We start from the raw sequence: 23,211 nt of genomic DNA, 5'->3' as shown, positions 1-23,211 counted from the left end.
CCCTCTCGCATCCGCGGCTTGTGCAGTCGCGGATGCGGGTCTTTACTCCTGTGTAACCGGTATGGGCCGGTACACAGGAGCGTTCACAAATGCGTGTTTTCTCAAGGTCCGTCTTGCCGGTGCTGCTGCTTGGCAGCTTGCTCACCGGTTGTGCCACTCACAGCGATGGCACCGCCCCCCTCAATCAACGTACGTGGCCGATCTGCAGCCTGCTTGGCGGCCTGGTCGGCGGCGGTCTTGGTGCCATTGAAAGCGCCGGCTGGGCCGGTGGCGGCGCGGCATTGGGCATCGTCACCGGGGGGCTGATCTGTTATGCCCAGGATGGCGACGAAGACAGCGACGGCGTGTTCGACCGCCGCGACCGCTGCCCGGACACGCCGGAAAACACCGAAGTCGATCACCGCGGTTGTCCACGGCCGCAATATCCGGTCGCAGTAAAACCGGTCGAACCGGCCCCGCAAACCGAAGTGATCACCCTGAGCGATGCCGGCAACGTGTTGTTCGATTTCGACAAATCCGATCTGACCCCGGCAGCAAAAGCCCAGCTCGACACTTTGATGGACAAGCTGCGCAATGCCGATGTGGTCAGCATCAAAGTCATCGGGCATACCGACAGCAAAGGCTCCGACGCCTATAACCAGGCATTGTCGGAACGCCGTGCCAGCAGTGTCGCTGCGTACCTGCTCAGTCAGGGCCTGGCGCCGAACAAGCTCACCAGCGAAGGGCGAGGCGAGAGTGAACCGGTGGCCGATAACGCCAGCGATGAAGGTCGCGCAGAAAACCGCCGCGTCGAGCTGCACATCAATCGTTAGGAAAGGTCTGTAGTCCGCAGGCTAGAGCTGCCGGGCCGAAATCATCGGCTCGGCAGCCTTTTACCCGCTGTTTGTAGAAATTTCATTTTTCCCTCTGGCTTATCCCCCGCAGAAGCCGGTACTGTGCGTGCAAAGAATAATTCGCAACACGGGGGAGCGTATGAAGGTGTTCTGGGGGCTGGGGCGTTTGCTGACCCTGCTGTTCTGCTGCGTGGTACTGGCCAATCAACTGGTGCCGTTCGTCCATCCGCTGCATCTGCTGGTCAATCTGGCTGGCGCTCTGTTGTTGCTGATTCACGTACTCGAAGTGCTGCTGTGCAATGGCAGTCTCAAGGGGCGTCCGCATCCTTGGCGTGATCGTGGGCGCATTCTGTTGTTCGGCGTTTTCCATCTGCAAACCATCCCGGCCCCGGCCGCTCCGGAGGCTTCTTCCCATGCGTAAACTCTGCCTGCTCGCTGCATTCATCAGTCCACTGGCCTGCGCCCAGGTCGTCAACGTGCAAAGCAATTCGCTGATGCGCTTGCCCAACACCACCAGCACCCTGCAACTGGAGAAGCTGGAAGTTGCCGATTACGGCACTTTGCTGATCCCCTCCAACGTGACCGAATTGAACATCGATGAACTGCGCCTTGGCCATGAAGCGCGCATCGCCATCGTGCCGGCGGAACAGGCGCTGGAGCTGAAGGTCAAGCGCGCCGAGTTGAGCGACGGCAGCCAGATCACCGCACGCGGCGCCCCCGGCACTTATGAAAAGGCTGCCCGGGCCGGGCGCAATCTGAACCTGCAATTTCAGGCCCTGAGCGCGCCGCAATTGACCGTCGATGCCCGTGGCGGCACCGGCGCACCGGGTTTCGTCGGCCTCGACGGCGGCAACGGTGAAGATCCGGGCTGCACCTATGGTTCGGCTGGCCACGGCGCCGATGGCAGTGACGGCAGCGATGGCCAGCCGGGCGCGCCGGGTGCGCTGGTGCGCCTTGCCGTGCCACGGGATTTCCCGGCCGAGCTGATCAAGGTCAACGTGGCTGGCGGTGCCGGCGGCCCGGCGGGTGTCGGTGGTAAAGCGGGGAAGGGCGGCAAGTCCAAGGGTTGCCTGGTGTACCGCGCCGATGGCGGCAAGAACGGCAAGGCCGGGGCTGATGGGCAGCCTGGGCCGACAGGGGCGGCGGGTGCCGTAACCGTGCAGCGTCTCTAAAGGCGAGCCCTCACCCCAGCCCTCTCCCAGAGGGAGAGGGCGCCGACCGAGGTGTCTGTCGCTATCCATCGACCTGGAAGGCCAGGTCGACTATGGATTCAGCGAAAATCTTCCAAGTCGACGTAACTCCTCAATATCCCCCAATCAGTCCCCTCTCCCTCTGGGAGAGGGCTAGGGTGAGGGGCTTTTGATCTTTGAGTCGCAGATTGTCAGAACATCGGCCGAGCCGCAGCCACCGCCACCAGCACCAACCCGACCAGCAGATTAAGCCCCACCACCCGCCGAATCCGCCCCAGCACCGCCGCACCCGCCGGCCAGTCCTTTGCCTCGACCGCCTTGCGCAACTCCGGCAGCATCAACCCCTGAATGCGGATGAACAGCGCCGTCATCACCACATACAAACCGATCATCACCTGCACATACTTCGGTGCGGTCTCAAAGCCGACCTGCTGCAAGTGCAACATGCCTACGCCGCTGATCGGCAACAGAATCACCGCAACCCAGACCCAGCGGAAAAAACCTTGAAACACTTCCACCCACAGGGTCAGGCGAGCGGGGCCCTCGAGAGCCTTCACAGCCGCAGGGCGCAAGACCATCCAGGCGAAAAACATGCCGCCAACCCACACCAGAGCGGCGAGGACATGCAGGGGATAAACGAGGCTAAAAGGTGTCATTGGGTCACTCCGTTCTGCGCGGGATCGATTAGCGGGGTATGATAGCCGCCGAACCAAACTACTGAAAATTTATCCAGCGTTTTGCGCCCGACACTCAATGATCAGCACTGAACTCAAAACCACGATCCAGGGCGCCTATTCGCGTTTTCTAGAGGCCAAGAGCCTCAAGCCGCGTTATGGCCAGCGCCTGATGATCGCCGAAATCGCCAAGGTACTCGGCGATATCGACACCGACGATGAAGGCCGGCGCAGTGGCGACCCCGCGATTGTCGCGGTGGAAGCCGGCACCGGTACCGGCAAGACGGTGGCCTACAGCCTGGCGGCGATCCCCACGGCGAAACTGGCTGGCAAGCGTCTGGTGATTGCCACCGCGACCGTCGCCCTGCAAGAGCAGATCGTCTACAAGGATTTGCCCGACCTGATGCGCAACAGCGGGCTGAATTTCAGTTTCGCCCTGGCCAAGGGCCGTGGCCGCTACATGTGCCTGTCCAAACTCGACATGCTGCTGCAGGAAGGCCACGCGCAGACCGCCACCGCGCAGCTGTTCGAGGAAGAAGGCTTCAAGATCGAAGTCGACGAGGCCAGCCAGAAGCTGTTCACCAGCATGATTGAAAAGCTCGCCGGCAATAAGTGGGACGGCGACCGTGACAGCTGGCCGAACGCGCTGGAAGACGCCGACTGGGCGCGCCTGACCACCGATCACAGCCAGTGCACCAACCGGCATTGCCCGAACTTCGGCCAGTGCGCGTTCTACAAGGCCCGCGAAGGCATGGGCAAGGTCGACGTGATCGTCACCAACCACGACATGGTCCTGGCTGACCTGGCTCTGGGCGGCGGCGCCGTGCTGCCGGATCCGCGCGACACCATTTACGTGTTCGACGAAGGCCACCACCTGCCGGACAAGGCCATCGGCCACTTCGCCCATTACACGCGCCTGCGCTCCACCGCCGACTGGCTGGAAACCACCGCCAAGAACCTCACCAAACTGCTTGCCCAGCACCCGTTGCCGGGCGATCTCGGCAAGCTCATCGAGCAGGTGCCGGAGCTGGCGCGGGAGATCAAGACCCAGCAGCAGTTCATGTTCACCGCGTGCGAGCAGATCGCCGATTTCAAACCCGGCGAAGACGTCGAAGGCCGAGAGCGCCCGCGTCACCGCTTCGTCGGCGGGGTGATTCCCGAGGACATGCGCGAGATGGGCATCGAGCTGAAAAAAGGCTATTCGCGCCTCAACGACCTGTTCCAGCGTCTGACCGATCTGCTCAAGGAAGGCATGGATGGCGAGGTCAATATCGGCATTGCCAGCAATCAGGCCGAAGAGTGGTATCCGCTGTTCGGCAGCCTGTTGTCCCGTGCTTCCGGCAATTGGGAGCTGTGGACCGCGTTCACCGCCGAAGACCCGGAAGACAGCCCGCCCATGGCGCGCTGGCTGACCCTGGCCGAAAGCGGCTCGCTGTTCGACATCGAGGTCAACGCCAGTCCGATTCTGGCGGCGGAAACCTTGCGGCGCAGTTTGTGGAACGTCGCTTACGGCTGTCTGGTGACCTCGGCGACGCTGACGGCGCTGGGCACTTTCGATCGTTTCCGCATGCGCGCCGGCCTGCCGAAAAAAGCCGTTACGGCGGTGGTGCCGAGCCCGTTCCATCATGCCGATGCCGGCGTGTTGCGCGTGCCGGATCTCAAGGCCGATCCGCGCGACGCCGCCGCCCATACCGCGGCGATCATTCGCGAACTGCCGGATCTGGTCGAAGGTTCGCGCGGCACCCTCGTGCTGTTCTCCTCGCGCAAGCAGATGCAGGACGTCTTTGACGGCCTCGACCGCGACTGGCGCAAACAAGTGTTCATTCAGGGCAACCTGTCGAAACAGGAAACCCTCAACAAGCACAAGGCGCGGGTCGATGGCGGTGATTCCAGCGTGCTGTTCGGGCTGGCCAGTTTCGCCGAGGGTGTCGATTTGCCGGGGGCTTATTGCGAGCACGTGGTGATCGCCAAGATTCCGTTCTCGGTGCCCGATGATCCGGTCGAGGCTGCGTTGTCGGAGTGGATCGAAGCGCGCGGCGGCAATCCGTTCATGGAAATCTCCGTGCCCGATGCCTCGCTGAAACTGGTTCAGGCCTGTGGCCGTCTGCTGCGTACCGAAGAAGATCGCGGCACCATCACCTTGCTCGACCGGCGTCTGGTCACCCAGCGCTACGGCAAGGCGATCCTCAATGCGTTGCCGCCTTTCCGTCGTGAAATATCCTGAGACACGGGTGGGCCGATTGGCCCGCCGCGTTGTCTATCTCTCTGCCAGCACTTTTCCACTGGCCTTGACTGGTCGTTAGGGAGAACTCCGTTCTTATGATCCGCCGTTCGTTGCCCGCTGTTTTCGCCTTGATCTTTGCCGCGCCGTTGCTGGCCGCGCCCGCCGGTCAGCAGACGCTGTTCAACTTCGTGCGCCCGGCCGATGTGGTCAAGGTCGCCACGGAAAACGCCGACCTGCCGCAGGCCAATGCCGAACAGACTGCGGAAGGCGAAGTGCTGCGTCGGGTGACATTCAACCCGGTCGCCCGGCCGACCTTGCGCCTGACACCGCAGACCGGCGCCTGGGACTGGTCGCAGTCCGGGATGATGACCCTGCGCCTGCAGAGTGCGATGAACTGGGCGGTGACGGTTTATGTGCAGATCCAGAGCAACGATGGCCGGACTTTGCTCAGCCGCGTCGATCTGCCGGCCGGCCCCGCGCAAACCTTGCTGGTGCCGTTGGTGGCTTCGACGCCGCTGAGTCAGGGCATGAAAGCCGGGCCGCCGATGCCGATGACCGTTGACGGCCAGCGCATCCTGCTGGCCAGCAGCACGGGCGAGATCGACCGCAGCCAGGTGGTGTCGGTGAGCCTGTCGATGGATCAGCCGAAAGTTGCGCAGAGCCTGTTGCTCGAGCGTTTCGGCGTGCAGGACGGCGAGTCGGTGACGCAGGCGGTGTACGGCAATCTGCTCGATACTTACGGGCAGTCGACCCGCAGCAAATGGCCGGAGAAAGTCAGCAGCGACGAGCAGCTGAAAAGCGCCGCCAGCAAAGAACAGCAACAACTGAACAGTTGGCTGGCCGAGCGCGAAAAGTCCTCGCTGGACAAATTCGGCGGCTGGAACAAGGGCCCGGCGTTCAAGTCCAGCGGTTTCTTCCGCACGGAAAAACGCGATGGCCGCTGGTATCTGGTGACCCCTGAAGGCCATCCGTTCTACTCGCTTGGCGTCAACACCGTCAGCCCGCAAGTCAACCAGACCTACGTAGCGGGTCGCGAATACATGTTCGAATCACTGCCGAAGAACGGCGACCCGCTGGCTGCGCATTTCGGCGAGGGCGACAACCGTGGCGGTAACGGCGTCGATCAGGGGCGTGGCTACGGCAACGGCCGCTGGTACGACTTCTATGGCGCCAATCTGCAACGCCTGTACGGCGAACCGTGTCAACCGGACAGCGACAACAAGGCCGGGATCGCCGAAGCGGCGAAGGCAGGCGCGGCTGAGGCCAGTTCGGTGCAGGCGGCTGAGTCTGTGGCGGCGCCTGCCGAGCCGAAGTCAGGTATCGCCGAAGCGGCGCAGACCGACGCGGTGCAAACGTCCAGCGCGCAAGCCGCTCCGTGTACAGCCACGATTGATGAGGAACGCTGGGCTCGCCATACCCTCGACCGCCTGCAAGCCTGGGGTTTCAATACGGTTGGCAACTGGAGCGCGCCGTCCTTGGCGGACGCTGAGCGCGTGCCGTACACCTTGCCGCTGTCGATCGTCGGCGATTACGCCAGCATCAGCACCGGTAGCGACTGGTGGGGCGGCATGCCGGACCCGTTCGATCCGCGTTTCGCCATGGCCACCGAGCGCGCCGTAGCCATTGCCGCCCGCGATCACCGCGACGATCCGTGGCTGATCGGTTATTACGCCGACAACGAGCTGGCCTGGGCCGGCCCCGGTGACGATCCGAAGGCTCGCTACGCGCTGGCTTACGGCACCTTGAAAATGACCACGGACGTGCCGGCCAAACGCGCCTTTCTCAAGCAATTGCGCGACAAGTACCGCAATCAGGCCGGACTGTCCAAGGCGTGGGGCATCGAGCTGCCGGCGTGGGAGTTGATGGAAGACCCGGGCTTCGTGCCGCCGCTGCCCAATCCTGAACATCCGGAGATCGAAGCGGATTTCAACTACTTCCAGAAGGTCTTCGCCGACACCTATTTCAAGACCATCTCTGATTCGCTGAAATGGCACGCGCCGAACCAGATGCTGCTGGGCGGTCGCTTCGCTATCAGCACGCCTGAGGCCGTGGCGTCCTGCGCGCAGTATTGCGATGTGTTGAGCTTCAACATGTACACGCTCAAGCCGCAGGACGGTTACGACTTCGCCGCGCTGGCAGCGCTGGACAAACCGGTGCTGATCACCGAATTCAACTTCGGCTCGGCTGACCGCGGCCCGTTCTGGGGCGGCGTGACGCAATTGGCCAAAGAAGAGGATCGCGGCCCGGCCTATGCCAACTTCCTCAAACAGGCGCTGAGCGAGCCGTCGATTGTCGGCGTGCACTGGTTCCAGTATCTCGACCAACCGGTGACTGGCCGGTTGCTCGACGGCGAGAATGGCCATTTCGGACTGGTCGGCGTCACCGATCTGCCGTATCAGGGATTTGTCGAGGCAGTGCGCAAAAGCAATCTGCAAGCGCTGGAGCAGTTGGGCAAGGTGGCGCAGAAAACGCCGAATACCGAGGCTGAAGGCGGGCGCAAGGCCGAGGCTGGCAAAGCGCCGGGGGCTGCGCAAGCGGGCGGGCATTCGGGGAATGGTCACTAGGTTTCAGACCGCGTTATCGTTCTTCGCGAGCAGGCTCGCTCCCACAGGGGATCTCCGCTGCTGTTGAGATCCAGTGTGGGAGCGAGCCTGCTCGCGAAGGGATCAACACAAATTGCCGATCAACCGTCTGGCCCGCGCCTGTTCCCAAATCCCTCAAGGGCTGGAACAATGCGGACCACTTTGTAGAGCGTTTTCGCGGGGGAGTTGCGGGTGCAGATTCAGGGACATTACGAGCTTCAATTCGAAGCGGTGCGCGAGGCTTTCGCCGCACTCTTCGACGATCCCCAGGAACGCGGCGCAGCCCTGTGCATCAAGGTCGGTGGAGAAACCGTCCTCGACCTCTGGTCTGGTACCGCCGACAAGGATGGCACCGAAGCCTGGCACAGCGACACCATCGCCAATCTGTTCTCCTGCACCAAGACCTTCACCGCCGTCACCGCGCTGCAACTGGTCGCCGAAGGCAAGTTGCAACTCGATGCCCCGGTTGCCCGCTACTGGCCGGAATTCGCCGCCGCTGGCAAAGAATCGGTGACCCTGCGCCAATTGCTCTGCCATCAGGCCGGCCTGCCGGCGCTGCGCGAATTGCTCGCCCCTGAAGCCCTGTACGACTGGCAAACCATGGTCGACGCCCTTGCGGCCGAAGCGCCGTGGTGGACGCCGGGCACCGGTCACGGTTATGCCGCGATCACCTACGGTTGGCTGGTCGGCGAATTGCTGCGCCGCGCCGACGGGCGTGGGCCGGGCGAGTCGATCGTCGCTCGGGTTGCCAAGCCGTTGGGGCTGGATTTCCATGTGGGCCTGGCCGACGAAGAGTTTCATCGCGTGGCGCACATCGCCCGTGGCAAGGGCAATGCCGGCGACGCCGCGGCGCAGCGCCTGCTGCAAGTGACCATGCGCGAACCGACTGCCATGACTACCCGCGCCTTCACCAATCCGCCGTCGGTGCTGACCAGCACCAACAAGCCGGAATGGCGCCGCATGCAGCAGCCTGCGGCCAACGGCCACGGCAATGCGCGCAGCCTCGCCGGGTTTTACGCCGGCCTGCTCGACGGCAGTCTGCTCGAAAGCGAGATGCTTGAGGAGCTGACCCGCGAGCACAGCCTCGGCGACGACAAAACCTTGCTCACCCGCACCCGTTTCGGCCTCGGCTGCATGCTCGATCAGCCGGACGTGGCCAACGCCACCTACGGCCTCGGCCCGCGCGCGTTCGGCCATCCGGGGGCGGGCGGCTCGATCGGTTTTGCTGATCCCGAGCGCGATGTCGCCTTCGGTTTCGTGACCAATACTTTGGGGCCTTACGTTTTGATGGATCCGCGCGCGCAAAAGCTGGCGCGGGTGCTTGCCACTTGTCTGTAAAGCTTCGACTGAGGTTCCAGGATCGGAACCTCGAAGGGATTTTCGTTTCAAAACGGCTGTTTATCCGGGCGAAAGTGCTCTGATTTTTCATTACTTCATTTTGTGGATTTTCAATGTCATCTAAAAAGACCCTCGCCCTGGCCCTGTGTGTAGCGATCACCGGTTGCGCACAGAACCCGAAAAACGACGCGGACGGCGGCAGCTGGTGGCCGTTCGGTTCTTCCGACAAAGTCGCGGCCAAAGATCCGGCTCCGGCCCCCGCTCCGTTGAAACCGGCGGCGACCGCACCAGTGGCCAAAGCCGAGAGCAGCAACCCGTGGTACTGGCCGTTCGGTTCCAGCGATGAAGCGGTAAAAGCTGATCTGAAAGCCGAGGTCAAACCTGAAGCCAAACCGGTCGAGGTGGCCAAAGCCGAGGCCGAGTCCAATGGCAAATGGTGGTGGCCGTTCGGCGGTAAGGATCAGCCAACCGCCAAAGCCGTGCCGATGCCGGATCCGAAGGTGACTCAAGCCTGGCTCCACGACTACGAACCGCGTCTGCGTGAAGCGGTGAAGGACAGCAACCTGCAACTCGAACGTCGCGACAACGTGCTGGTAGTGACGGCGCCGGTAGAAGGCTCGTTCAACCCGGACCGTCCGGCGATGCTGCTGCCTGTCGCCCTCGGCCCGTTCACTCGCGTGGCGAAGATCCTTGAAGCCGACCCGAAAACGGCGGTGCTGGTGCTCGGTCACAGCGACACCAGCGGCGCTGCGCCGGCCAACATCAAGCTGAGCCAGGAACGTGCGCAATCGGTGGCAGCGATCTTCCGTCTCAGCGGCTTGCAGCGTGACCGCCTGATGCTGCGCGGCATGGGTTCGGAAGCGCCGCGTGCGGCCAACGACAGCGTTGAAGGCCGGGCCTTGAACCGCCGTGTCGAACTGCTGGTGACTCCGCAAAACACCATGGTGGCACTGCTGAGCAAATACAACATGCCAGCGCCGAAGCCGGTAACGATGGTCGCTGCGCAAGACGTCAAACCAGTGGCCAAGCCGGCTACCCCGGCGCCTGCTGCGAAAAAAGCCGCTGTGCCGGCGGCGAAAAAGGCGCCAGCCAAGAAAGCTGCCGCCAAGGCTCCAGCGAAAAAGGCTCCGGCCAAAGCTGCGGCGAAAAAGGCTGCGCCAGCCAAAGCCGCCGCGACCGACAAGAAAGTCGCCGCAGCCGACGCCGCGAAAAAGTGATCCGCTAACGAAAAGGAATCCGCCATGACCCAGGCTCTGGCCGATATGCGTCGCGATTACACCCGTGACGGTTTGACCGAGGCGCAAGCCCCGGCCGAGCCGTTTGCGTTGTTTCATCAGTGGTTCGCCGATGCGGTGAAAACCGAGCAGGCGCCGGTGGAAGCCAATGCCATGACCCTGGCTACGGTCGATGCCGACGGTCGTCCGCATTGCCGCATTCTGTTGCTCAAGGGCCTGGACGAGCAGGGCTTCACCTTTTTCACCAACTACGACAGCGCCAAGGGCCAGCATCTGGCAGCCAACCCGTTTGCCGCCATGACGTTCTTCTGGCCAACCCTGGAGCGCCAGGTGCGCATCGAAGGGCGGGTGGTAAAGGTCACGCCGCAAGAGTCCGATGCCTATTATCAGGTGCGTCCATTGGGCAGCCGCCTGGGCGCCTGGGCATCACCGCAGAGCCGCGTCATCGACGGTCGTGGCGAGCTGGAAGATTTGCTCAAGGCCACCGAGCAGCGCTTCAGCGACAGTCAGCCGCACTGCCCGGAACACTGGGGCGGTTACCGTTTGCTGCCCGAGCGCATCGAGTTCTGGCAGGGCCGTTCGAGCCGCCTGCATGATCGCCTCAACTACCGGCTGCAGGGCGCCGAGTGGATTCTTGAACGTCTGGCACCCTGAGCAGTCTACCGAGCGGGATGAAGGGAGATGGCGGATCGGTGATTTCACGCTACTTTAAGTGAACGCTCGCGGCATCTGTACCCAGCCTGAATGGAAGCCAATTTTATCCGGGGGGTGTCGTGACAGACGCCAGGCCACGGAGTTTAATGAACACATGTTCTTTTGGAGTTGATGCTATGCGTAAGTCTGTTCTGCTGGTTGCTTCCTTTTCCACGATGGCGATGTTGCTGACCGGCTGCCAATCGAGCCTCACCGGCGACTCCTACTCCCGTGACGAAGCGCGTCGTGTGCAGACGATTCGCATGGGCACCATCGAATCCCTGCGACCGGTGAAAATCGAAGGCACCAAAACCCCGATCGGCGGCGCAGCAGGCGCAGTGGTCGGCGGCGTCGGCGGCAGCGCCATCGGCGGCGGCAAGGGCAGCATCGTTGCTGCGGTCATTGGCGCAGTGGCCGGCGGCCTGCTGGGCTCGGCCACCGAAGAAGGCCTGACCCGCACCCAGGGCGTGGAAATTACTGTCCGCGAAGACGACGGCAGCATGCGCGCCTATGTGCAGCAGGTTCAGGAGAATGAAGTGTTCCGCGTTGGCGAGCGGGTACGGATTTCCACCGTTGGCGGGACCAGCCGCGTTTCGCACTAAGCGGGAAGCCGAGTAAAGAAAACCCCGATCAGGTGACTGGTCGGGGTTTTTCTTTGCTTGTGAGTGGGTCAGTCAGTATTTGACGCAGGTCCCCATGAAGTATTCGAGGCCCTTTGGGAAACTGACGCTGAGCAGATTTTCCAGTGCGGTTACCTGATCCTGAGTCAACAACAACTCGCCGGGTTCCACCTCACCCAAGGGCTTGGATTCAATGAGCTGGGCGACTCTTTCATTCATCTCGCTGCCTGTGATATCCAGCTCGAACTGCAAGGAGTCATCTTGAACTTCGTCAGGGAAGAATCCGGTAATCGAAAGAAAGCGCATGTTTCAATCCTTAATTTCTGGAGGTTTTTCGTTTTGGATCGGCGGGTCCCGTTTGTTCACCTGTCAAGTGATTGAACTCACCTAAATGAGTCGTTCCTAATTTGTCGTATTTTTCTACGGCGTTGCTTTTGTAATCCCATTCGTAAATTCGACCTTTGCGGTCTACCCAACGTGCTCGCTGTTTTCCACCACCTTGTACTGACGACTTCGATTTCACTTTGACTGCATCAGGGAATGCGGGCAGCGTTTTTGGATGGCCGTAATAAGCATGGTCGCGAGCACGGCTGAGCACAACGTAGATCGGCCTCACGCCAGAATCTGCCGGAAACACCAGAATAAAATCCCGATACTCCGGCGGATAAACCGGATTCACCAGAATCCCGTCCGCCGCTTTCGTCGGTGGATACACCCAGATATGCGGTGCCTGCGGGGCAGCCTCCAGCGCCGGAATGCCGAGGATGTCCGAGCCATCCACCGCCGGGGTCCAGAGCAGTTCGACGCCTTCACCCAGATCGGCAACGAACCGGTCGCCGCGTGCAGTGAACTGCACGACATCGACCATTTCCCAATCGCGGTTCTTGCCGGTGTAGAAACCGTAACCCTTGAGGCTGCCATCGGCCTGTTGCTCGACGCGCAGGCGTACGCGTGTTCTGGCTTGTTTGAGTGTGCTCAGTTGCTCATCGGTGTACAGCGCGCTGTCGCCCAGGCTTGACGGGATCAGCAGCGCAACCAGCCCGACCAAGGGTGCAGCCACCGCACTGGAGACTAGCGCCGGCAGCGCTTCAAAAGCCGAGCCTGCCAAGGCCAGACTGCCAAACCCGATCGGGATCGCGTTGGCGCTGATTTTCTTGAGTGGAATGCCGCCGCTTGCGTCGGCTTCGCGAGCGCCGAGCAGGATCAGCTCGCCGTAATCCTTGAGGCTGTCGGTCGGCACCATGCCGGAAGGATTGCTGTAATCGATGATCGCATCCGGCAACTTGCAGGACTTGGCGAATACGCACCCGGCACGCACAGTTTCAGGTTTTTTCGCCGCCACTTCCCGGCTGCGCTCGAAAGCCTCCTGCCGCGCCAGCATCGCATCGTAGGCATTTTGCCCGGCTTCGCGCTCGGCCAGTTCAGCCGCCGTCATATACCGCCAGGTAACGTGATGTCCGTCGCCCTCCGGTGGGTTTTGCACCCGGGGAATGTCCTTGTACCGCGCCACTGATCGTCCCTTCGTTCACCATCGACAGCCCCTCGAAAGGAGTTGCACGACGTTATCGAAGCGGGGAAAGCGCGGCTGTAGGACGCGTCGCTAAAGACGTGGGGATTGTTCGACGTGGGCGAGGTAATCACGGAGAGCGGGGGGCTGTCTGTTATTCACATTCAGCGTAACCAATCGGCAAAATGATTTTAGAACCAATCTAAAGCAATTTATCCAGCACGAACTGCTTGAACCACGGTGGCTGGGTGTCTGATTTGATTTCTATCAGTTCGCCATCCGTAATTTCAGCTATCTGCGTCAAACCTTCACTGCCTTCATCAGAGTTATCGAAGATATAGGCTCGGTTGGAGGTCAGGATAGCTTCGGATAAAAGCTCTAGAGATCGCCAGTATCGAGCCTCAATCTTTTCAGCAGGCACGTTATGCCCGCCTCGGGAAACGCGGTATGCAACTCTCGCAATATTGATCTGCGGGTCCGCTGTTGCGACGTAATAGACGTAGACCCTATAGCCGGATTTATTCGCTTCAACGAGAAGGCTGACTTTGTCTGCGGAGGACATGACGGTTTCGAAAGTAAAGCTGATGCGCTCTTTTATCAGCGATCTACGGATGAAGTCGCAGAGTGCTGACGCCACGTACGAGTCGATTTCAGTATTCGAAAAGTTGAGCCGGACTCCGTCAATTGCGAGGTCATCAAGCTTTGCCTGCGAATGAGGCGATTTTTTCAGAAGGGGGTGAGCACGTAGGAAGTCGAACAGCTCGGCTTTGTGTGCTTCGATGCGATAAGAACTGAAATCAAAATACCCGGTATCTTTAATTGAGCGTTCGATGTCGTCAGGGTTTATGTAGTTGCCCAGCAGATGCGCAGGGACAAGTCGATTGAATGTGCTTTTCCCGGATCCGTTCGGTCCCGCGAATATCCGTATTCTCGGTGTGCTCAAGAAGTAACCTGTTTTGAGGATTTTTTGATGTGCAGACGCGTTCCGCTTTTCAGATTGCCGTAGGCGCCAATCGACCGCAAAACAATGGAAGTCTTCTCGGTCACTTCAAGCAGCTGACCATCTTTAGCGACAAGCACCGCTGCGCCGTTTGCAAGTGCCATTTTGTAGGCGTTGCTGAAGGCCTTTAGAGCGATGTCAGGAATTCGCGACTCCTGAACGGCAATCTGATCGTCAGTCATTGGGCGTTTTTCGGCTTTGCGCGACATGAATGACTCCAAGCTGTGCTGCGTAGATGGCTGTTTGATGCGCAAGATATAGCACATTTGCAAGGCTTAGAGCCAAGCCCCTCGTCTGGTGAGGGGCTATGCCATTGGCCGCAATAAACCTCAGGAAGTTTGTATCGTGACCCTACGACTCGCCGCCGCCGTCACCGCATAACCAATCAGCGCCGCGAGAATCGAGCCGGTGAGGATGCCCATCCGATCCATTCCTGCGTAATCACTCACGCCGGGTTCGAAGGCCAGCGAGCCGACGAACAGGCTCATGGTGAAGCCGATGCCGCAGAGGATCGCGACGCCGAGGACCTGGCCCCAGTTGGCGCCTTGGGGCAGGGCGGCGATGCCGATCTTGACCGCCAGCCAGGTCAGACCGAACACGCCGATGGTCTTGCCCAACAGCAAGCCGATGGCGATGCCCATCGGTACGTCGTGGGTGAAGCTTTCGACGGTGACGCCGCTCAGCGACAGGCCGGCGTTGGCGAAAGCGAACAGCGGCAGGATGCCGTAGGCGACCCATGGGTGCAGCGCGTGTTCGAGGGTCAGCAGTGGCGACGGCTCGGCATTTTTCGTCCGCAATGGGATGCAGAAAGCCAGGGTCACACCGGCCAATGTGGCGTGGACACCGCTCTTGAGCACGCAGACCCAGAGGATCAGGCCGATGATCATGTACGGCCCGAGCTTGACCACGCCGAGCCGGTTCATCGCCACCAGCGCGGCAATGCAGGCCGCCGCCAGGCCCAGCGAAAGGGTCGACAGTTCGCCAGAGTAGAAAATCGCGATGATGACGATGGCGCCGAGGTCATCGATGATTGCCAGGGTCATCAGGAACAGTTTCAGCGAGACCGGCACGCGCTTGCCGAGCAGCGCCAATACGCCGAGGGCGAAAGCGATGTCGGTGGCGGTCGGAATGGCCCAGCCACTCAGGGCGGCGGGGTTGTCGCGGTTGAGGAACCAGTAGATCAGCGCCGGCACCAGCATGCCGCCGATCGCCGCAGCGCCGGGCAGGACGATCTGCGAGGGCTTGGACAACTGACCGTCGAGCACTTCGCGTTTGACTTCCAGACCGATCAGCAGGAAGAACAGCGCCATCAGACCGTCGTTGATCCACAGCAGCAGGGGTTTGGCGATTTTTAACGCGCCGATCTGCGCCACCACCGGGGTGTCGAGCAGGCCGGTGTACAGCCACGACAGCGGCGAGTTGTTGATGATCAGGGCGAGAATGGCTGCGGCGATCAGTAACAGACCGCTGGCAGCTTCCAACTGAAAGAAACGCGTGAAAGTGCTACGCAGAGGCAAGGTCGCTCTCCATCGATTGGTGAAAAAGGTGGGCTACCCTAACCCGTACCGTTAGTTGTTAAAACAAAAGTTATATTCTTTTTTGTTATATGGCGTTACAGGCTGTCTGGCTCGTAAGCATTGAGCCTAGCAGTTGCCTGACACATTGAGACTCAGCTGTATCTTTGCCGTCTGCGGGATATTTCCTAAGCTTGCGCAAGACCTTTTTCAGGAGACCCATCTCCTGTCCGATTCCATGAGAAACGAGACCATGAGCGACAACCGACAGTGGGCCCGCGAAGCCATCCGCATCATCGAGGCGGATTTCCAGCGCAGCGCCGACACCCACCTGATCCCTTTGCCGCTGCCCGGTTTTGCCGGCATCGAGTTGTATTTCAAGGACGAATCCAGCCACCCGACCGGCAGCCTCAAGCATCGCCTGGCCCGTTCGCTGTTCCTTTACGCGCTGTGTAACGGCTGGCTGAAACCCGGCGCGCCGGTGATCGAAGCGTCCAGCGGCTCGACGGCGATTTCCGAAGCGTATTTCGCGCGCATGCTCGGTTTGCCGTTTATCGCGGTGATGCCCGCGACCACTTCGAAAGAGAAGATTGCCCAGATTGCCTTCTACGGTGGCCAGAGCCATCTGGTGCAGGATCCGACGCAGATCTACGCCGAATCCGAGCGTCTGGCCCGCGAGCATGGCGGTCACTTCATCGACCAGTTCACCTACGCCGAACGCGCCACCGACTGGCGGGCGAACAACAACATCGCCGAGTCGATCTTCCAGCAGATGCGTTTCGAAAAACACCCTGAGCCGACCTGGCTGATTTCCAGCCCCGGCACTGGCGGCACCACCGCCACCCTCGGGCGTTACGTGCGCTATCGCCAGCACTGCACCCGCGTGTTGTGTGCCGATGCCGAGCGTTCGGTGTTCTTCGATTTCTATCAGAGTGGTGATGCGAGCCTGCGCCTGGACTGCGGCTCGCGCATCGAAGGCATTGGCCGGCCTCGGGTGGAAGCATCGTTTCTGCCCAAGGTCATCGATGCGATGGTCAAGGTGCCGGACGCTTTGTCGCTGGCGGCCATGCATTATCTGGCGCAGCGTTTGGGGCGGCATGTCGGCGGCTCGAGCGGGACCAATCTGATCGGCGCCCTGATGGCGGCGCAGCAGATGAAAGCGGCAGGGCATTCTGGGTCAATCGTGGCGATCCTGTGCGATGGCGGCGAGCGGTATGCCGACACGTACTACGATCAGGATTGGCTGAAAGCACAGGGGTATGACTTGGGTGATTTGATTGCAGCGGTGGCGGCGAGTGCCGAGCGCGGAGAGGCGCTGCCGACCTCTGTGTTGCGCGCGAATATCTGACACGCCCCAATCAAATGTAGGAGTGAGCCTGCTCGCGATAACGGTGTGTCAGACGCCATAAATGCTGACTGACACGCCGCTATCGCGAGCAGGCTCACTCCTACAAGGGTTTTGTATCAGTCAGTAAGGCCGAGGATATCGCGAGCCACGGCCTCGGCAATGCGAATCCCGTCGACGCCCGCCGAGAGAATCCCGCCGGCGTAGCCCGCGCCTTCCCCGGCCGGGAACAGGCCCTTGACGTTCATGCTCTGCAGCGACTCGTTGCGGGTGATGCGCAGCGGCGACGAAGTGCGGGTCTCGATCCCGGTCAGCACGGCGTCGTGCAGCGAATAACCGCGAATCTGCTTTTCGAACGCCGGCAAAGCCTCACGGATTGCTTCAATGGCAAAATCCGGTAGCGCCAGAGCCAGATCACCCAGCGCCACGCCCGGCTTGTACGACGGCTCGACTTCGCCCAGTTCGGTCGAAGGCTTGCCGTTGATGAAATCGCCAACCAGTTGCGCCGGGGCCTTGTAGTCGCTGCCGCCAAGGATGAACGCGTGGGATTCGAGGCGTTCCTGCAACTCGATACCGGCGAGCGGGCCGCCCGGGTAATCGACTTCCGGGGTGATGCCGACGACGATGCCGGAGTTGGCATTGCGCTCGTTACGCGAGTATTGGCTCATGCCGTTGGTGACCACACGATTGGGCTCGGACGTCGCCGCGACCACGGTGCCGCCCGGGCACATGCAGAAGCTGTAGACCGAACGGCCATTTCTGGCGTGGTGCACCAGATTGTAATCGGCAGCGCCGAGTTTCGGGTGGCCGGCGTATTTGCCCAGACGTGCACGGTCGATCAGCGATTGCGGGTGCTCGATGCGGAAACCCACCGAGAACGGCTTGGCTTCCATGAACACGCCACGGCCATGGAGCATGCGGAAGGTGTCGCGGGCACTGTGGCCGAGGGCGAGAACCACGTGTTTGGAATGCAGGGTTTCGCCGCTGGCCAGTTGCACGCCGAGCAGTTGGCCGTCTTCGATCAGCACGTCGGAAACACGCTCCTGAAAGCGCACTTCACCGCCCAGTTCACGGATCTGCTCGCGCATGTTTTCGACCATGCCGGTCAGGCGGAACGTACCGATGTGCGGCTTGCTGACGTAGAGGATTTCTTCCGGCGCGCCGGCCTTGACGAACTCATGCAGAACCTTGCGCCCGAGGAATTTCGGGTCCTTGATCTGGCTGTAGAGTTTGCCGTCGGAGAATGTACCCGCGCCGCCTTCGCCGAACTGCACGTTGGACTCGGGATTGAGCACGCTTTTACGCCACAGGCCCCAGGTGTCCTTGGTGCGCTGACGGACTTCGGTGCCGCGTTCGAGAATGATCGGTTTGAAGCCCATTTGCGCCAGCAGCAGACCGGCGAAGATACCGCACGGGCCGAAACCGACGACGATCGGCCGCTGGCCGAGATCGCTCGGGGCCTGACCGACGAATTTGTAGCTGACATCCGGCGCCACGTTGACGTTACGGTCGTCGGCGAACTTGGCCAACACCCGGGCCTCATCGCGTACGTTGAGGTCGATGGTGTAGATGAAGCACAGTTCGGAGGACTTTTTGCGCGCGTCATAGCTGCGCTTGAACAAGGTGAAATCGAGCAGATCATCGCTGGCGATGCCCAGACGCTGCACGATGGCGGCGCGCAGGTCTTCTTCGGGATGGTCGATTGGCAGCTTGAGTTCGGTGATTCGTAACATGGCGGGATCCGGATTCGCGGGGCGCACAACTGCGCCAGGGCGTTTGAAGGCGGCGATTATAAGCCGCCGCGAGCGGATCCGTGGGGGAAAAACGATCAGTCGTTGCGCGCGCCGCCGAAATAGCCGCAGCCGCGCTGCACCTGACCGTCGATGCGCAACTCGGCGCTCATGTGCTGCACGCTGCCGGTGCTGCTGTTGACGCAGCGCTGCGGCGCGACCCATAATTCGATGCGCTGGTTGTTGGCTTCGCTGCTGAGATTGAAGCGGCCGTCGCCCAGTTGCTCTTCCACATAGGGCACGGCGAGCGGGGGCTGGCCGTCGCGCTCGATGACCATGCCTTTGCCGCTGACCTTGACGTTCCACTCCGGGCCATGGCCGGCGGCGCGCAGGATCAACAGTTTGAAATTCGGGTCATCGCAGGCTGTGCCCGAGCGTTCGACGCGATACAACTGGCCCAGGTCGAGGCGATCGCCGGAGACCTTGCCGCGCACATCGGCAAACAGCTTGCCTTGCTCGTCGGCGAGGGTGGCGGCCTCTTGCAGGACGCTGGTGCCGCCGATGTCATTGACCACCAGTTGTCGCTGCTCCTGACACGGCTGGAACACCAGTTTGCCGTCGGCGGCGGTCAGTTGCCCCTGCATCCGCGTCTGCCCGGCATGGGACACACTTGCACGCTGGCCGTCGAACAACTGGCAGGCGGCAAACAACGGCAGCAGGGCAACGAGGACGAACGAACGGGCAACACGCATCTTTGGCTCTCCAGACAAGTGCTGCCACGTTACGCAGCCTGACCCCCAAATGCAAAAGATCGCAGCCAGCGGCAGTTTCTGCAGGGAACCATAAAGCCCTGTGCAGGAGCTGCCGAAGGCTGCGATCTTTTGCTCTTAACCGACGTGAAACGTCTGCCCGGTTTGCAATCCCTCGACACTTTTCGCGTAGGCCAATGCGACGTCCGCTGCAGGAACCGACTTGAAGCCACGGAAATAGGGCGCGTATTTGCCCAGAGCTTCGGTCAGGACGGTCGGGCTCACCGAGTTCACCCGCAGGCCCCGCGGCAGTTCGATGGCGGCGGCGCGGACGAAGCTGTCGATTGCGCCATTGACCAGCGCTGCCGAGGCGCCGCTGCGAATTGGGTCGTAGCTGAGCACGCCGGTGGTGAAGGTGAACGAGGCGCCGTCATTGGCGTACTCGCGACCGATCAGCAGCAGGTTGACCTGGCCCATCAGTTTGTCTTTCAGGCCGAGGGCGAAGCTGTCTGCAGTCATCTCGTCCAGCGCTGCGAACGTCACGTTGCCCGCCGCGCAGATCAGCGCATCGAACTTGCCGGTCTGTTCGAACAGCTTGCGGATCGAGGCGCTGTCGCTGATATCCACTTGCAAGTCACCGCTGTTACGACCGATACGGATGACTTCGTGGCGTTGCGACAATTCTTTGTCCACCGCCGAACCGATGGTGCCGCCGGCGCCTATCAACAGAATCTTCATCGAGCTGTACCCCAAGTGAGTGAATGAGGTTTCAGTTTAGGGTGGTTTTTTCCGCGGATAAGCGCACTAATGGGCAACCTTTGGTTTTCAATTGGAAACAATCCATGAGCGAAATGGATGACCTCGCCGCATTCGCCGTACTGATCGAGGCCGGCAGTTTCACCCTCGCGGCGCAGCAGTTGGGCTGCAGCAAGGGCCAGTTGTCCAAGCGCATCAGCCAGCTGGAAGCGCAGTTCGGTGTGGTGTTGCTGCAACGCACCACCCGCCGTTTGAGCCTGACGGCGGCGGGGGCGGCGCTGCTGCCGCAAGCGCAGGCGCTGGTGGTTCAGGTTGAACGCGCACGGCAGGCTTTGGCGCGGTTGAAGGACGACATGGCTGGCCCCGTGCGCATGACCGTTCCGGTGTCGCTCGGCGAGACCTTCTTCGATGGCTTGCTGCTGGAGTTTTCCGGGCAATACCCCGAGGTGCAGATCGAGCTGGAGCTGAACAACAGTTATCGCGATCTGTCCCGCGACGGTTTTGATCTGGCGATTCGCGCCGAAGTCGCCAATGACGAGCGGCTGGTGGCCAAGCCGCTGTTGGCGTGGCACGAAATGACCTGCGCCAGCCCGGCCTACCTTGAGCGCTTCGGCGAACCGGCGGCGCCGCAAGCCTTGGCCGAGCATCGCTGCTTGCTCAACAGCCATTACAGCGGGCGCGAAGAGTGGTTGTATCACCAGCAGCATGAGTTATTGCGGGTGCGGGTGTCAGGCCCGTTCGCCAGCAACCATTACAGCCTGCTGAAAAAAGCCGCGCTGTCCGGCGCCGGCATCGCCCGTTTGCCGTCGTATCTGCTGCAAGCGGAACTGGCTGACGGCCGCTTGCGCTGGCTGTTGCGCGATTATCAGACCCGACGGATGCCGATGTACCTGGTGCACCCGTATCAGGGCGGATTACCGAAGCGCACGCAGGTTTTGGCGGATTATCTGATGGGCTGGTTCAAGCGCAGTGGCGAGGCGCTGGATCGACTGCAGCGCTGACACCGAACCTGTGTAGGAGCTGCCGAAGGCTGCGATCTTTTGATTTTTAGAAGCAAGATCAAAAGCTCGCAGCCTTCGGCAGCTCCTACAGTTTCAGGTCAGCCTTGGAGGCGGCGAGCAATCAGGTGATCAATCGACAACTTGCCCGGGCCGGTCGCCATCAGGTACAGCAACACCGCCGCCCAGGTGCCGTGGGTCGGGTAGGCGTCCGGGTAGACAAACAGTTGAATGGTCAGGGTCATGCCGAGCAAAGCCAGCGCCGAAAACCGTGTGGCGAAGCCGAGCAGGATCAGCAGCGGGAACACATGCTCGGCAAACGCCGCCATGTGTGCGGCAATCTCCGGCGACAACAGCGGCAGGCTGTACTCGCTCTGAAACAGCGGAACCGTCGAATCAGCCAAGCGCGGCCAGCCCAGTTCAAATGTGCCGTCAAACAAGTCGACGGCCAGCCCTTCGATCTTGGTTTGCCCGGATTTCCAGAACACGGCGGCGATGGAAAAACGCGCGATGAAGGCAATCAGACTGTGGGGGATTTTTTCGAACGACGCGATGACGCGCAGGATCAGGCTGTTCATGGCAACTCCTTGTAATTGAGCCGGGTGATCGCGTTATGCGCAATCAACAGCGCGAGGGTTTGGGCGAGATCGAACGGCGGACTTTTCTCTGCTGCCACCAGCAGTGGTCGCCCTCCGGCAAGGTGACGAATAAACACGCTCGCCGCGGTCTCGAGAGCAAACACTTCAACATCGAGACCGTTGCGCAGCACCAGGGCGTGTTGGCCTTGATTCAGGCCAATGCCCGCCAGACTTTGCTCCTGCTGATGCGCGGCCCAGATCGCAACCACCGCATAGGCGGAGTCGAGCAAATGCAACGAAGGATGTAATTCGAAACACAGCTCGCTCAGCGACTGCGGATCGGCCAGCGCGGCGCTGACTTGCTCCGGCCGGATCGGCTGCGCATCGGCGGCGTGATAGGCGAGGGTGCGCAAATATTCGAGTCGGGCGACATCGGCCACATAAGGCACGCCGGCGATGGTTCGAATTGCCCGATGAAGTCAGCGAAGCCCTCGCCGTAACGGCTCATCAACGGACTCTGTGGCGGCTGACTGCGTACGAAAATCGCCGCCATGGCGCGGAAAAATTCCTCACCGACCAATTGCTGCACCACCGGATAACTGTCGGCCAGGGCATTGATCAGCGAGCTCTGCACGTTGTTGCGATAGACCGCGAAACGCCGTGACGGATCGGCGCCGTTGCGGCTGCACAGGCCCTTGGGGTACGGCAGTTGCACATCGAGCAGGGCGGCGGCGAAGTCCGCTTGCGTGCTCATGCCGCACGCTCCGCTCGGCGCAACAGCGTATCGGCGTGCTGCGCTTCGGCAAGCAATACGTCAAAGGCCGGCAGGTGATTGTCACGTTCGATCAGCGTCGCCACCGGGCCGATCCGACGCAGCACTTGCCGGTACAGATCCCAGACAGCCTGATCAATCGGCGCGCCATGATCGTCGATCAGCAAGCGATCGCCGAGATTGTCGCGATCTTCAGCGAAGCCGGCCAGATGAATCTCGCCGACTGCGTGCAGCGGTAACGCATCGAGATAGGCCAGCGGATCGCGTTGATGATTGATGCATGACACGTAGACATTGTTGACGTCGAGCAACAAGCCGCAACCGCTGCGGCGGATCACTTCGGCGATGAACTCGGCCTCGTCGATCGTCGAATGCTGAAACGCCAGATAGGTCGCCGGGTTCTCCAGCAGCATTGTTCGTTTCAAGGTGTTCTGTACTTGATCGATATGCGCGCAGACGCGGTTCAGGGTCGGCGTGTCGTAGGCCAGTGGCAGCAGATCATTGAGGAACACCGGGCCATGGCTGGACCACGCCAGATGTTCGGAAAAGGCTTGTGGTTGATAGCGCTCGATCAGCTCGGCAAGGCGTTTGAGGTGCTGGCTGTCCAGCGGGCCTTCGCCACCGATCGACAGTCCGACGCCATGCAAGGACAGCGGGTACTGTTCGCGAATCAGACCAAGAAAATGATGAAACGGGCCGCCGGCCACCATGTAGTTTTCGGCGTGGACTTCGAAGAAACCGAGGTCCGGTACGGAGCCGAGCACTTCGAGGAAGTGCCCGGTCTTGAGCCCCAGCCCGGCGCGGGCAGGAAGCTCGGTGCGAGCGGCCTGAGTGCGCGGCAGGGACGGTTCGTGATGACTGAACATGGGCGTC

Annotated in this window: 22 protein-coding genes and 1 pseudogene; 11 read left to right on the top strand and 12 right to left on the bottom strand. The window is 61.2% G+C overall.

From position 1 onward, the window contains the following. The first annotated feature begins 89 nt into the window (after window positions 1-89). The 3 genes from AEQ63_RS17235 (at window position 90) to AEQ63_RS17225 (ending at window position 2,005) form a co-directional block, all read left to right on the top strand. Window positions 90-812 (top strand): OmpA family protein, encoded by a 723-nt coding sequence (locus tag AEQ63_RS17235; RefSeq protein ID WP_042608224.1) that lies wholly within the window; start codon window positions 90-92, stop codon window positions 810-812. 160 nt (window positions 813-972) lie between these two features. Continuing rightward, a complete protein-coding gene (locus AEQ63_RS17230; protein WP_064364207.1) occupies window positions 973-1,254 on the top strand; it encodes a DUF1145 domain-containing protein in 282 nt (93 codons plus the stop codon). After that, window positions 1,247-2,005 carry a collagen-like triple helix repeat-containing protein gene (locus tag AEQ63_RS17225; protein WP_042608222.1) on the top strand — a complete coding sequence of 253 codons (759 nt, stop codon included), beginning with the start codon at window positions 1,247-1,249 and terminating at the stop codon, window positions 2,003-2,005. Before AEQ63_RS17230 ends, AEQ63_RS17225 begins: the two co-directional genes overlap by 8 nt. A gap of 209 nt (window positions 2,006-2,214) precedes the next feature. Here AEQ63_RS17225 and AEQ63_RS17220 read toward each other — a convergent pair whose 3' ends face one another. Beyond that, a complete protein-coding gene (locus AEQ63_RS17220) occupies window positions 2,215-2,679 on the bottom strand; it encodes a CopD family protein (protein ID WP_064364206.1) in 465 nt (154 codons plus the stop codon). 97 nt (window positions 2,680-2,776) lie between these two features. Between AEQ63_RS17220 and dinG the strand changes: the two genes are divergently transcribed. From dinG to AEQ63_RS17190, 6 genes are all read left to right on the top strand, one after another. Continuing rightward, window positions 2,777-4,921 carry an ATP-dependent DNA helicase DinG gene (gene dinG, locus AEQ63_RS17215; protein ID WP_024011911.1) on the top strand — a complete coding sequence of 715 codons (2,145 nt, stop codon included), beginning with the start codon at window positions 2,777-2,779 and terminating at the stop codon, window positions 4,919-4,921. A 95-nt stretch (window positions 4,922-5,016) separates the two neighbouring features. Beyond that, window positions 5,017-7,485: a beta-galactosidase gene (locus AEQ63_RS17210; RefSeq protein ID WP_064364205.1), complete on the top strand. Its 2,469-nt coding sequence runs from the start codon at window positions 5,017-5,019 to the stop codon at window positions 7,483-7,485. A gap of 210 nt (window positions 7,486-7,695) precedes the next feature. Next, window positions 7,696-8,841 (top strand): EstA family serine hydrolase, encoded by a 1,146-nt coding sequence (locus AEQ63_RS17205; RefSeq protein ID WP_042608219.1) that lies wholly within the window; start codon window positions 7,696-7,698, stop codon window positions 8,839-8,841. Between the two features lie 113 nt (window positions 8,842-8,954). After that, window positions 8,955-10,058: an OmpA family protein gene (locus tag AEQ63_RS17200; RefSeq protein WP_064364204.1), complete on the top strand. Its 1,104-nt coding sequence runs from the start codon at window positions 8,955-8,957 to the stop codon at window positions 10,056-10,058. 24 nt (window positions 10,059-10,082) lie between these two features. Beyond that, window positions 10,083-10,730, top strand: a complete 648-nt coding sequence (gene pdxH / locus AEQ63_RS17195) for a pyridoxamine 5'-phosphate oxidase (RefSeq protein ID WP_064364203.1) — start codon at window positions 10,083-10,085, stop codon at window positions 10,728-10,730. A 176-nt stretch (window positions 10,731-10,906) separates the two neighbouring features. Then, the gene (locus AEQ63_RS17190) at window positions 10,907-11,371 is read left to right on the top strand and encodes a glycine zipper 2TM domain-containing protein (protein ID WP_016771369.1); all 465 of its coding nucleotides are present in this window, start codon (window positions 10,907-10,909) and stop codon (window positions 11,369-11,371) included. A 72-nt stretch (window positions 11,372-11,443) separates the two neighbouring features. Here the strand turns inward: AEQ63_RS17190 and AEQ63_RS17185 are convergent, their stop codons facing one another. From AEQ63_RS17185 to nhaA, 5 genes are all read right to left on the bottom strand, one after another. Beyond that, the gene (locus tag AEQ63_RS17185; RefSeq protein ID WP_042608216.1) at window positions 11,444-11,695 is read right to left on the bottom strand and encodes a pyocin S6 family toxin immunity protein; all 252 of its coding nucleotides are present in this window, start codon (window positions 11,693-11,695) and stop codon (window positions 11,444-11,446) included. A gap of 10 nt (window positions 11,696-11,705) precedes the next feature. Beyond that, window positions 11,706-12,899 carry an S-type pyocin domain-containing protein gene (locus AEQ63_RS17180; RefSeq protein WP_064364202.1) on the bottom strand — a complete coding sequence of 398 codons (1,194 nt, stop codon included), beginning with the start codon at window positions 12,897-12,899 and terminating at the stop codon, window positions 11,706-11,708. 199 nt (window positions 12,900-13,098) lie between these two features. Then, window positions 13,099-13,839, bottom strand: a complete 741-nt coding sequence (locus tag AEQ63_RS17175; protein WP_064364201.1) for a zeta toxin family protein — start codon at window positions 13,837-13,839, stop codon at window positions 13,099-13,101. Beyond that, window positions 13,836-14,105: a hypothetical protein gene (locus AEQ63_RS17170; protein WP_042608213.1), complete on the bottom strand. Its 270-nt coding sequence runs from the start codon at window positions 14,103-14,105 to the stop codon at window positions 13,836-13,838. Before AEQ63_RS17170 ends, AEQ63_RS17175 begins: the two co-directional genes overlap by 4 nt. Window positions 14,106-14,225: 120 nt before the next feature. Continuing rightward, window positions 14,226-15,413 (bottom strand): Na+/H+ antiporter NhaA, encoded by a 1,188-nt coding sequence (nhaA, locus tag AEQ63_RS17165; RefSeq protein WP_042608212.1) that lies wholly within the window; start codon window positions 15,411-15,413, stop codon window positions 14,226-14,228. A gap of 250 nt (window positions 15,414-15,663) precedes the next feature. Here nhaA and AEQ63_RS17160 point away from each other — a divergent pair, with 250 nt between their 5' ends. Beyond that, a complete protein-coding gene (locus AEQ63_RS17160) occupies window positions 15,664-16,758 on the top strand; it encodes a PLP-dependent cysteine synthase family protein (protein ID WP_064364200.1) in 1,095 nt (364 codons plus the stop codon). Between the two features lie 116 nt (window positions 16,759-16,874). Here the strand turns inward: AEQ63_RS17160 and AEQ63_RS17155 are convergent, their stop codons facing one another. The 3 genes from AEQ63_RS17155 to AEQ63_RS17145 form a co-directional block, all read right to left on the bottom strand. After that, on the bottom strand, window positions 16,875-18,488 hold the full coding sequence (locus AEQ63_RS17155) for an NAD(P)/FAD-dependent oxidoreductase (RefSeq protein ID WP_064364199.1): 1,614 nt from the start codon (window positions 18,486-18,488) through the stop codon (window positions 16,875-16,877). Between the two features lie 95 nt (window positions 18,489-18,583). Beyond that, window positions 18,584-19,237: a COG3650 family protein gene (locus AEQ63_RS17150; protein ID WP_064364198.1), complete on the bottom strand. Its 654-nt coding sequence runs from the start codon at window positions 19,235-19,237 to the stop codon at window positions 18,584-18,586. A gap of 135 nt (window positions 19,238-19,372) precedes the next feature. After that, window positions 19,373-19,972 (bottom strand): short chain dehydrogenase, encoded by a 600-nt coding sequence (locus AEQ63_RS17145; protein ID WP_064364197.1) that lies wholly within the window; start codon window positions 19,970-19,972, stop codon window positions 19,373-19,375. Window positions 19,973-20,076: 104 nt separating this feature from the next. Here AEQ63_RS17145 and AEQ63_RS17140 point away from each other — a divergent pair, with 104 nt between their 5' ends. Next, window positions 20,077-20,991, top strand: coding sequence for a LysR family transcriptional regulator (locus AEQ63_RS17140; RefSeq protein WP_064364196.1), 915 nt, complete (start codon window positions 20,077-20,079; stop codon window positions 20,989-20,991). A gap of 98 nt (window positions 20,992-21,089) precedes the next feature. On the opposite strand, the gene AEQ63_RS17135 is transcribed toward AEQ63_RS17140, so the two are convergent. The 3 genes and pseudogenes from AEQ63_RS17135 to bufB all read right to left on the bottom strand — a co-directional run bounded on the left by AEQ63_RS17135 (window position 21,090) and on the right by bufB (window position 23,204). Next, the gene (locus AEQ63_RS17135; RefSeq protein WP_064364195.1) at window positions 21,090-21,566 is read right to left on the bottom strand and encodes a DoxX family protein; all 477 of its coding nucleotides are present in this window, start codon (window positions 21,564-21,566) and stop codon (window positions 21,090-21,092) included. Further along, a pseudogene (locus AEQ63_RS17130) lies at window positions 21,563-22,320 on the bottom strand (HvfC/BufC N-terminal domain-containing protein). Before AEQ63_RS17130 ends, AEQ63_RS17135 begins: the two are co-directional and overlap by 4 nt. Continuing rightward, window positions 22,317-23,204, bottom strand: coding sequence for an MNIO family bufferin maturase (bufB, locus tag AEQ63_RS17125; protein ID WP_064364194.1), 888 nt, complete (start codon window positions 23,202-23,204; stop codon window positions 22,317-22,319). The pseudogene AEQ63_RS17130 and the gene bufB overlap by 4 nt, the downstream one beginning before the upstream one ends. Between the last annotated feature and the right edge of the window lie 7 nt (window positions 23,205-23,211).

This window comes from Pseudomonas sp. RIT-PI-o, from assembly GCF_001297215.1.
Lineage (GTDB): Bacteria > Pseudomonadota > Gammaproteobacteria > Pseudomonadales > Pseudomonadaceae > Aquipseudomonas > Aquipseudomonas moraviensis_A.
The sequence above is the reverse complement of the archived record's forward strand: the minus strand, read 5'-3'. Positions and strand labels throughout refer to the sequence as shown.

Excerpts from the sequence above, each read along its gene's own strand:
- AEQ63_RS17185 (WP_042608216.1), bottom strand. The coding sequence starts at position 11,695 with ATGCGCTTTCTTTCGATTACCGGATTCTTCCCTGACGAAGTTCAAGAT.
- AEQ63_RS17150 (WP_064364198.1), bottom strand. The coding sequence starts at position 19,237 with ATGCGTGTTGCCCGTTCGTTCGTCCTCGTTGCCCTGCTGCCGTTGTTT.
- pdxH (WP_064364203.1), top strand. The coding sequence starts at position 10,083 with ATGACCCAGGCTCTGGCCGATATGCGTCGCGATTACACCCGTGACGGT.
- bufB (WP_064364194.1), bottom strand. The coding sequence starts at position 23,204 with ATGTTCAGTCATCACGAACCGTCCCTGCCGCGCACTCAGGCCGCTCGC.
- AEQ63_RS17235 (WP_042608224.1), top strand. The coding sequence starts at position 90 with ATGCGTGTTTTCTCAAGGTCCGTCTTGCCGGTGCTGCTGCTTGGCAGC.
- AEQ63_RS17190 (WP_016771369.1), top strand. The coding sequence starts at position 10,907 with ATGCGTAAGTCTGTTCTGCTGGTTGCTTCCTTTTCCACGATGGCGATG.
- AEQ63_RS17155 (WP_064364199.1), bottom strand. The coding sequence starts at position 18,488 with ATGTTACGAATCACCGAACTCAAGCTGCCAATCGACCATCCCGAAGAA.
- AEQ63_RS17145 (WP_064364197.1), bottom strand. The coding sequence starts at position 19,972 with ATGAAGATTCTGTTGATAGGCGCCGGCGGCACCATCGGTTCGGCGGTG.
- AEQ63_RS17200 (WP_064364204.1), top strand. The coding sequence starts at position 8,955 with ATGTCATCTAAAAAGACCCTCGCCCTGGCCCTGTGTGTAGCGATCACC.
- AEQ63_RS17140 (WP_064364196.1), top strand. The coding sequence starts at position 20,077 with ATGAGCGAAATGGATGACCTCGCCGCATTCGCCGTACTGATCGAGGCC.
- AEQ63_RS17160 (WP_064364200.1), top strand. The coding sequence starts at position 15,664 with ATGAGCGACAACCGACAGTGGGCCCGCGAAGCCATCCGCATCATCGAG.
- dinG (WP_024011911.1), top strand. The coding sequence starts at position 2,777 with ATGATCAGCACTGAACTCAAAACCACGATCCAGGGCGCCTATTCGCGT.
- AEQ63_RS17210 (WP_064364205.1), top strand. The coding sequence starts at position 5,017 with ATGATCCGCCGTTCGTTGCCCGCTGTTTTCGCCTTGATCTTTGCCGCG.
- AEQ63_RS17220 (WP_064364206.1), bottom strand. The coding sequence starts at position 2,679 with ATGACACCTTTTAGCCTCGTTTATCCCCTGCATGTCCTCGCCGCTCTG.
- AEQ63_RS17170 (WP_042608213.1), bottom strand. The coding sequence starts at position 14,105 with ATGTCGCGCAAAGCCGAAAAACGCCCAATGACTGACGATCAGATTGCC.
- AEQ63_RS17230 (WP_064364207.1), top strand. The coding sequence starts at position 973 with ATGAAGGTGTTCTGGGGGCTGGGGCGTTTGCTGACCCTGCTGTTCTGC.
- AEQ63_RS17135 (WP_064364195.1), bottom strand. The coding sequence starts at position 21,566 with ATGAACAGCCTGATCCTGCGCGTCATCGCGTCGTTCGAAAAAATCCCC.
- AEQ63_RS17225 (WP_042608222.1), top strand. The coding sequence starts at position 1,247 with ATGCGTAAACTCTGCCTGCTCGCTGCATTCATCAGTCCACTGGCCTGC.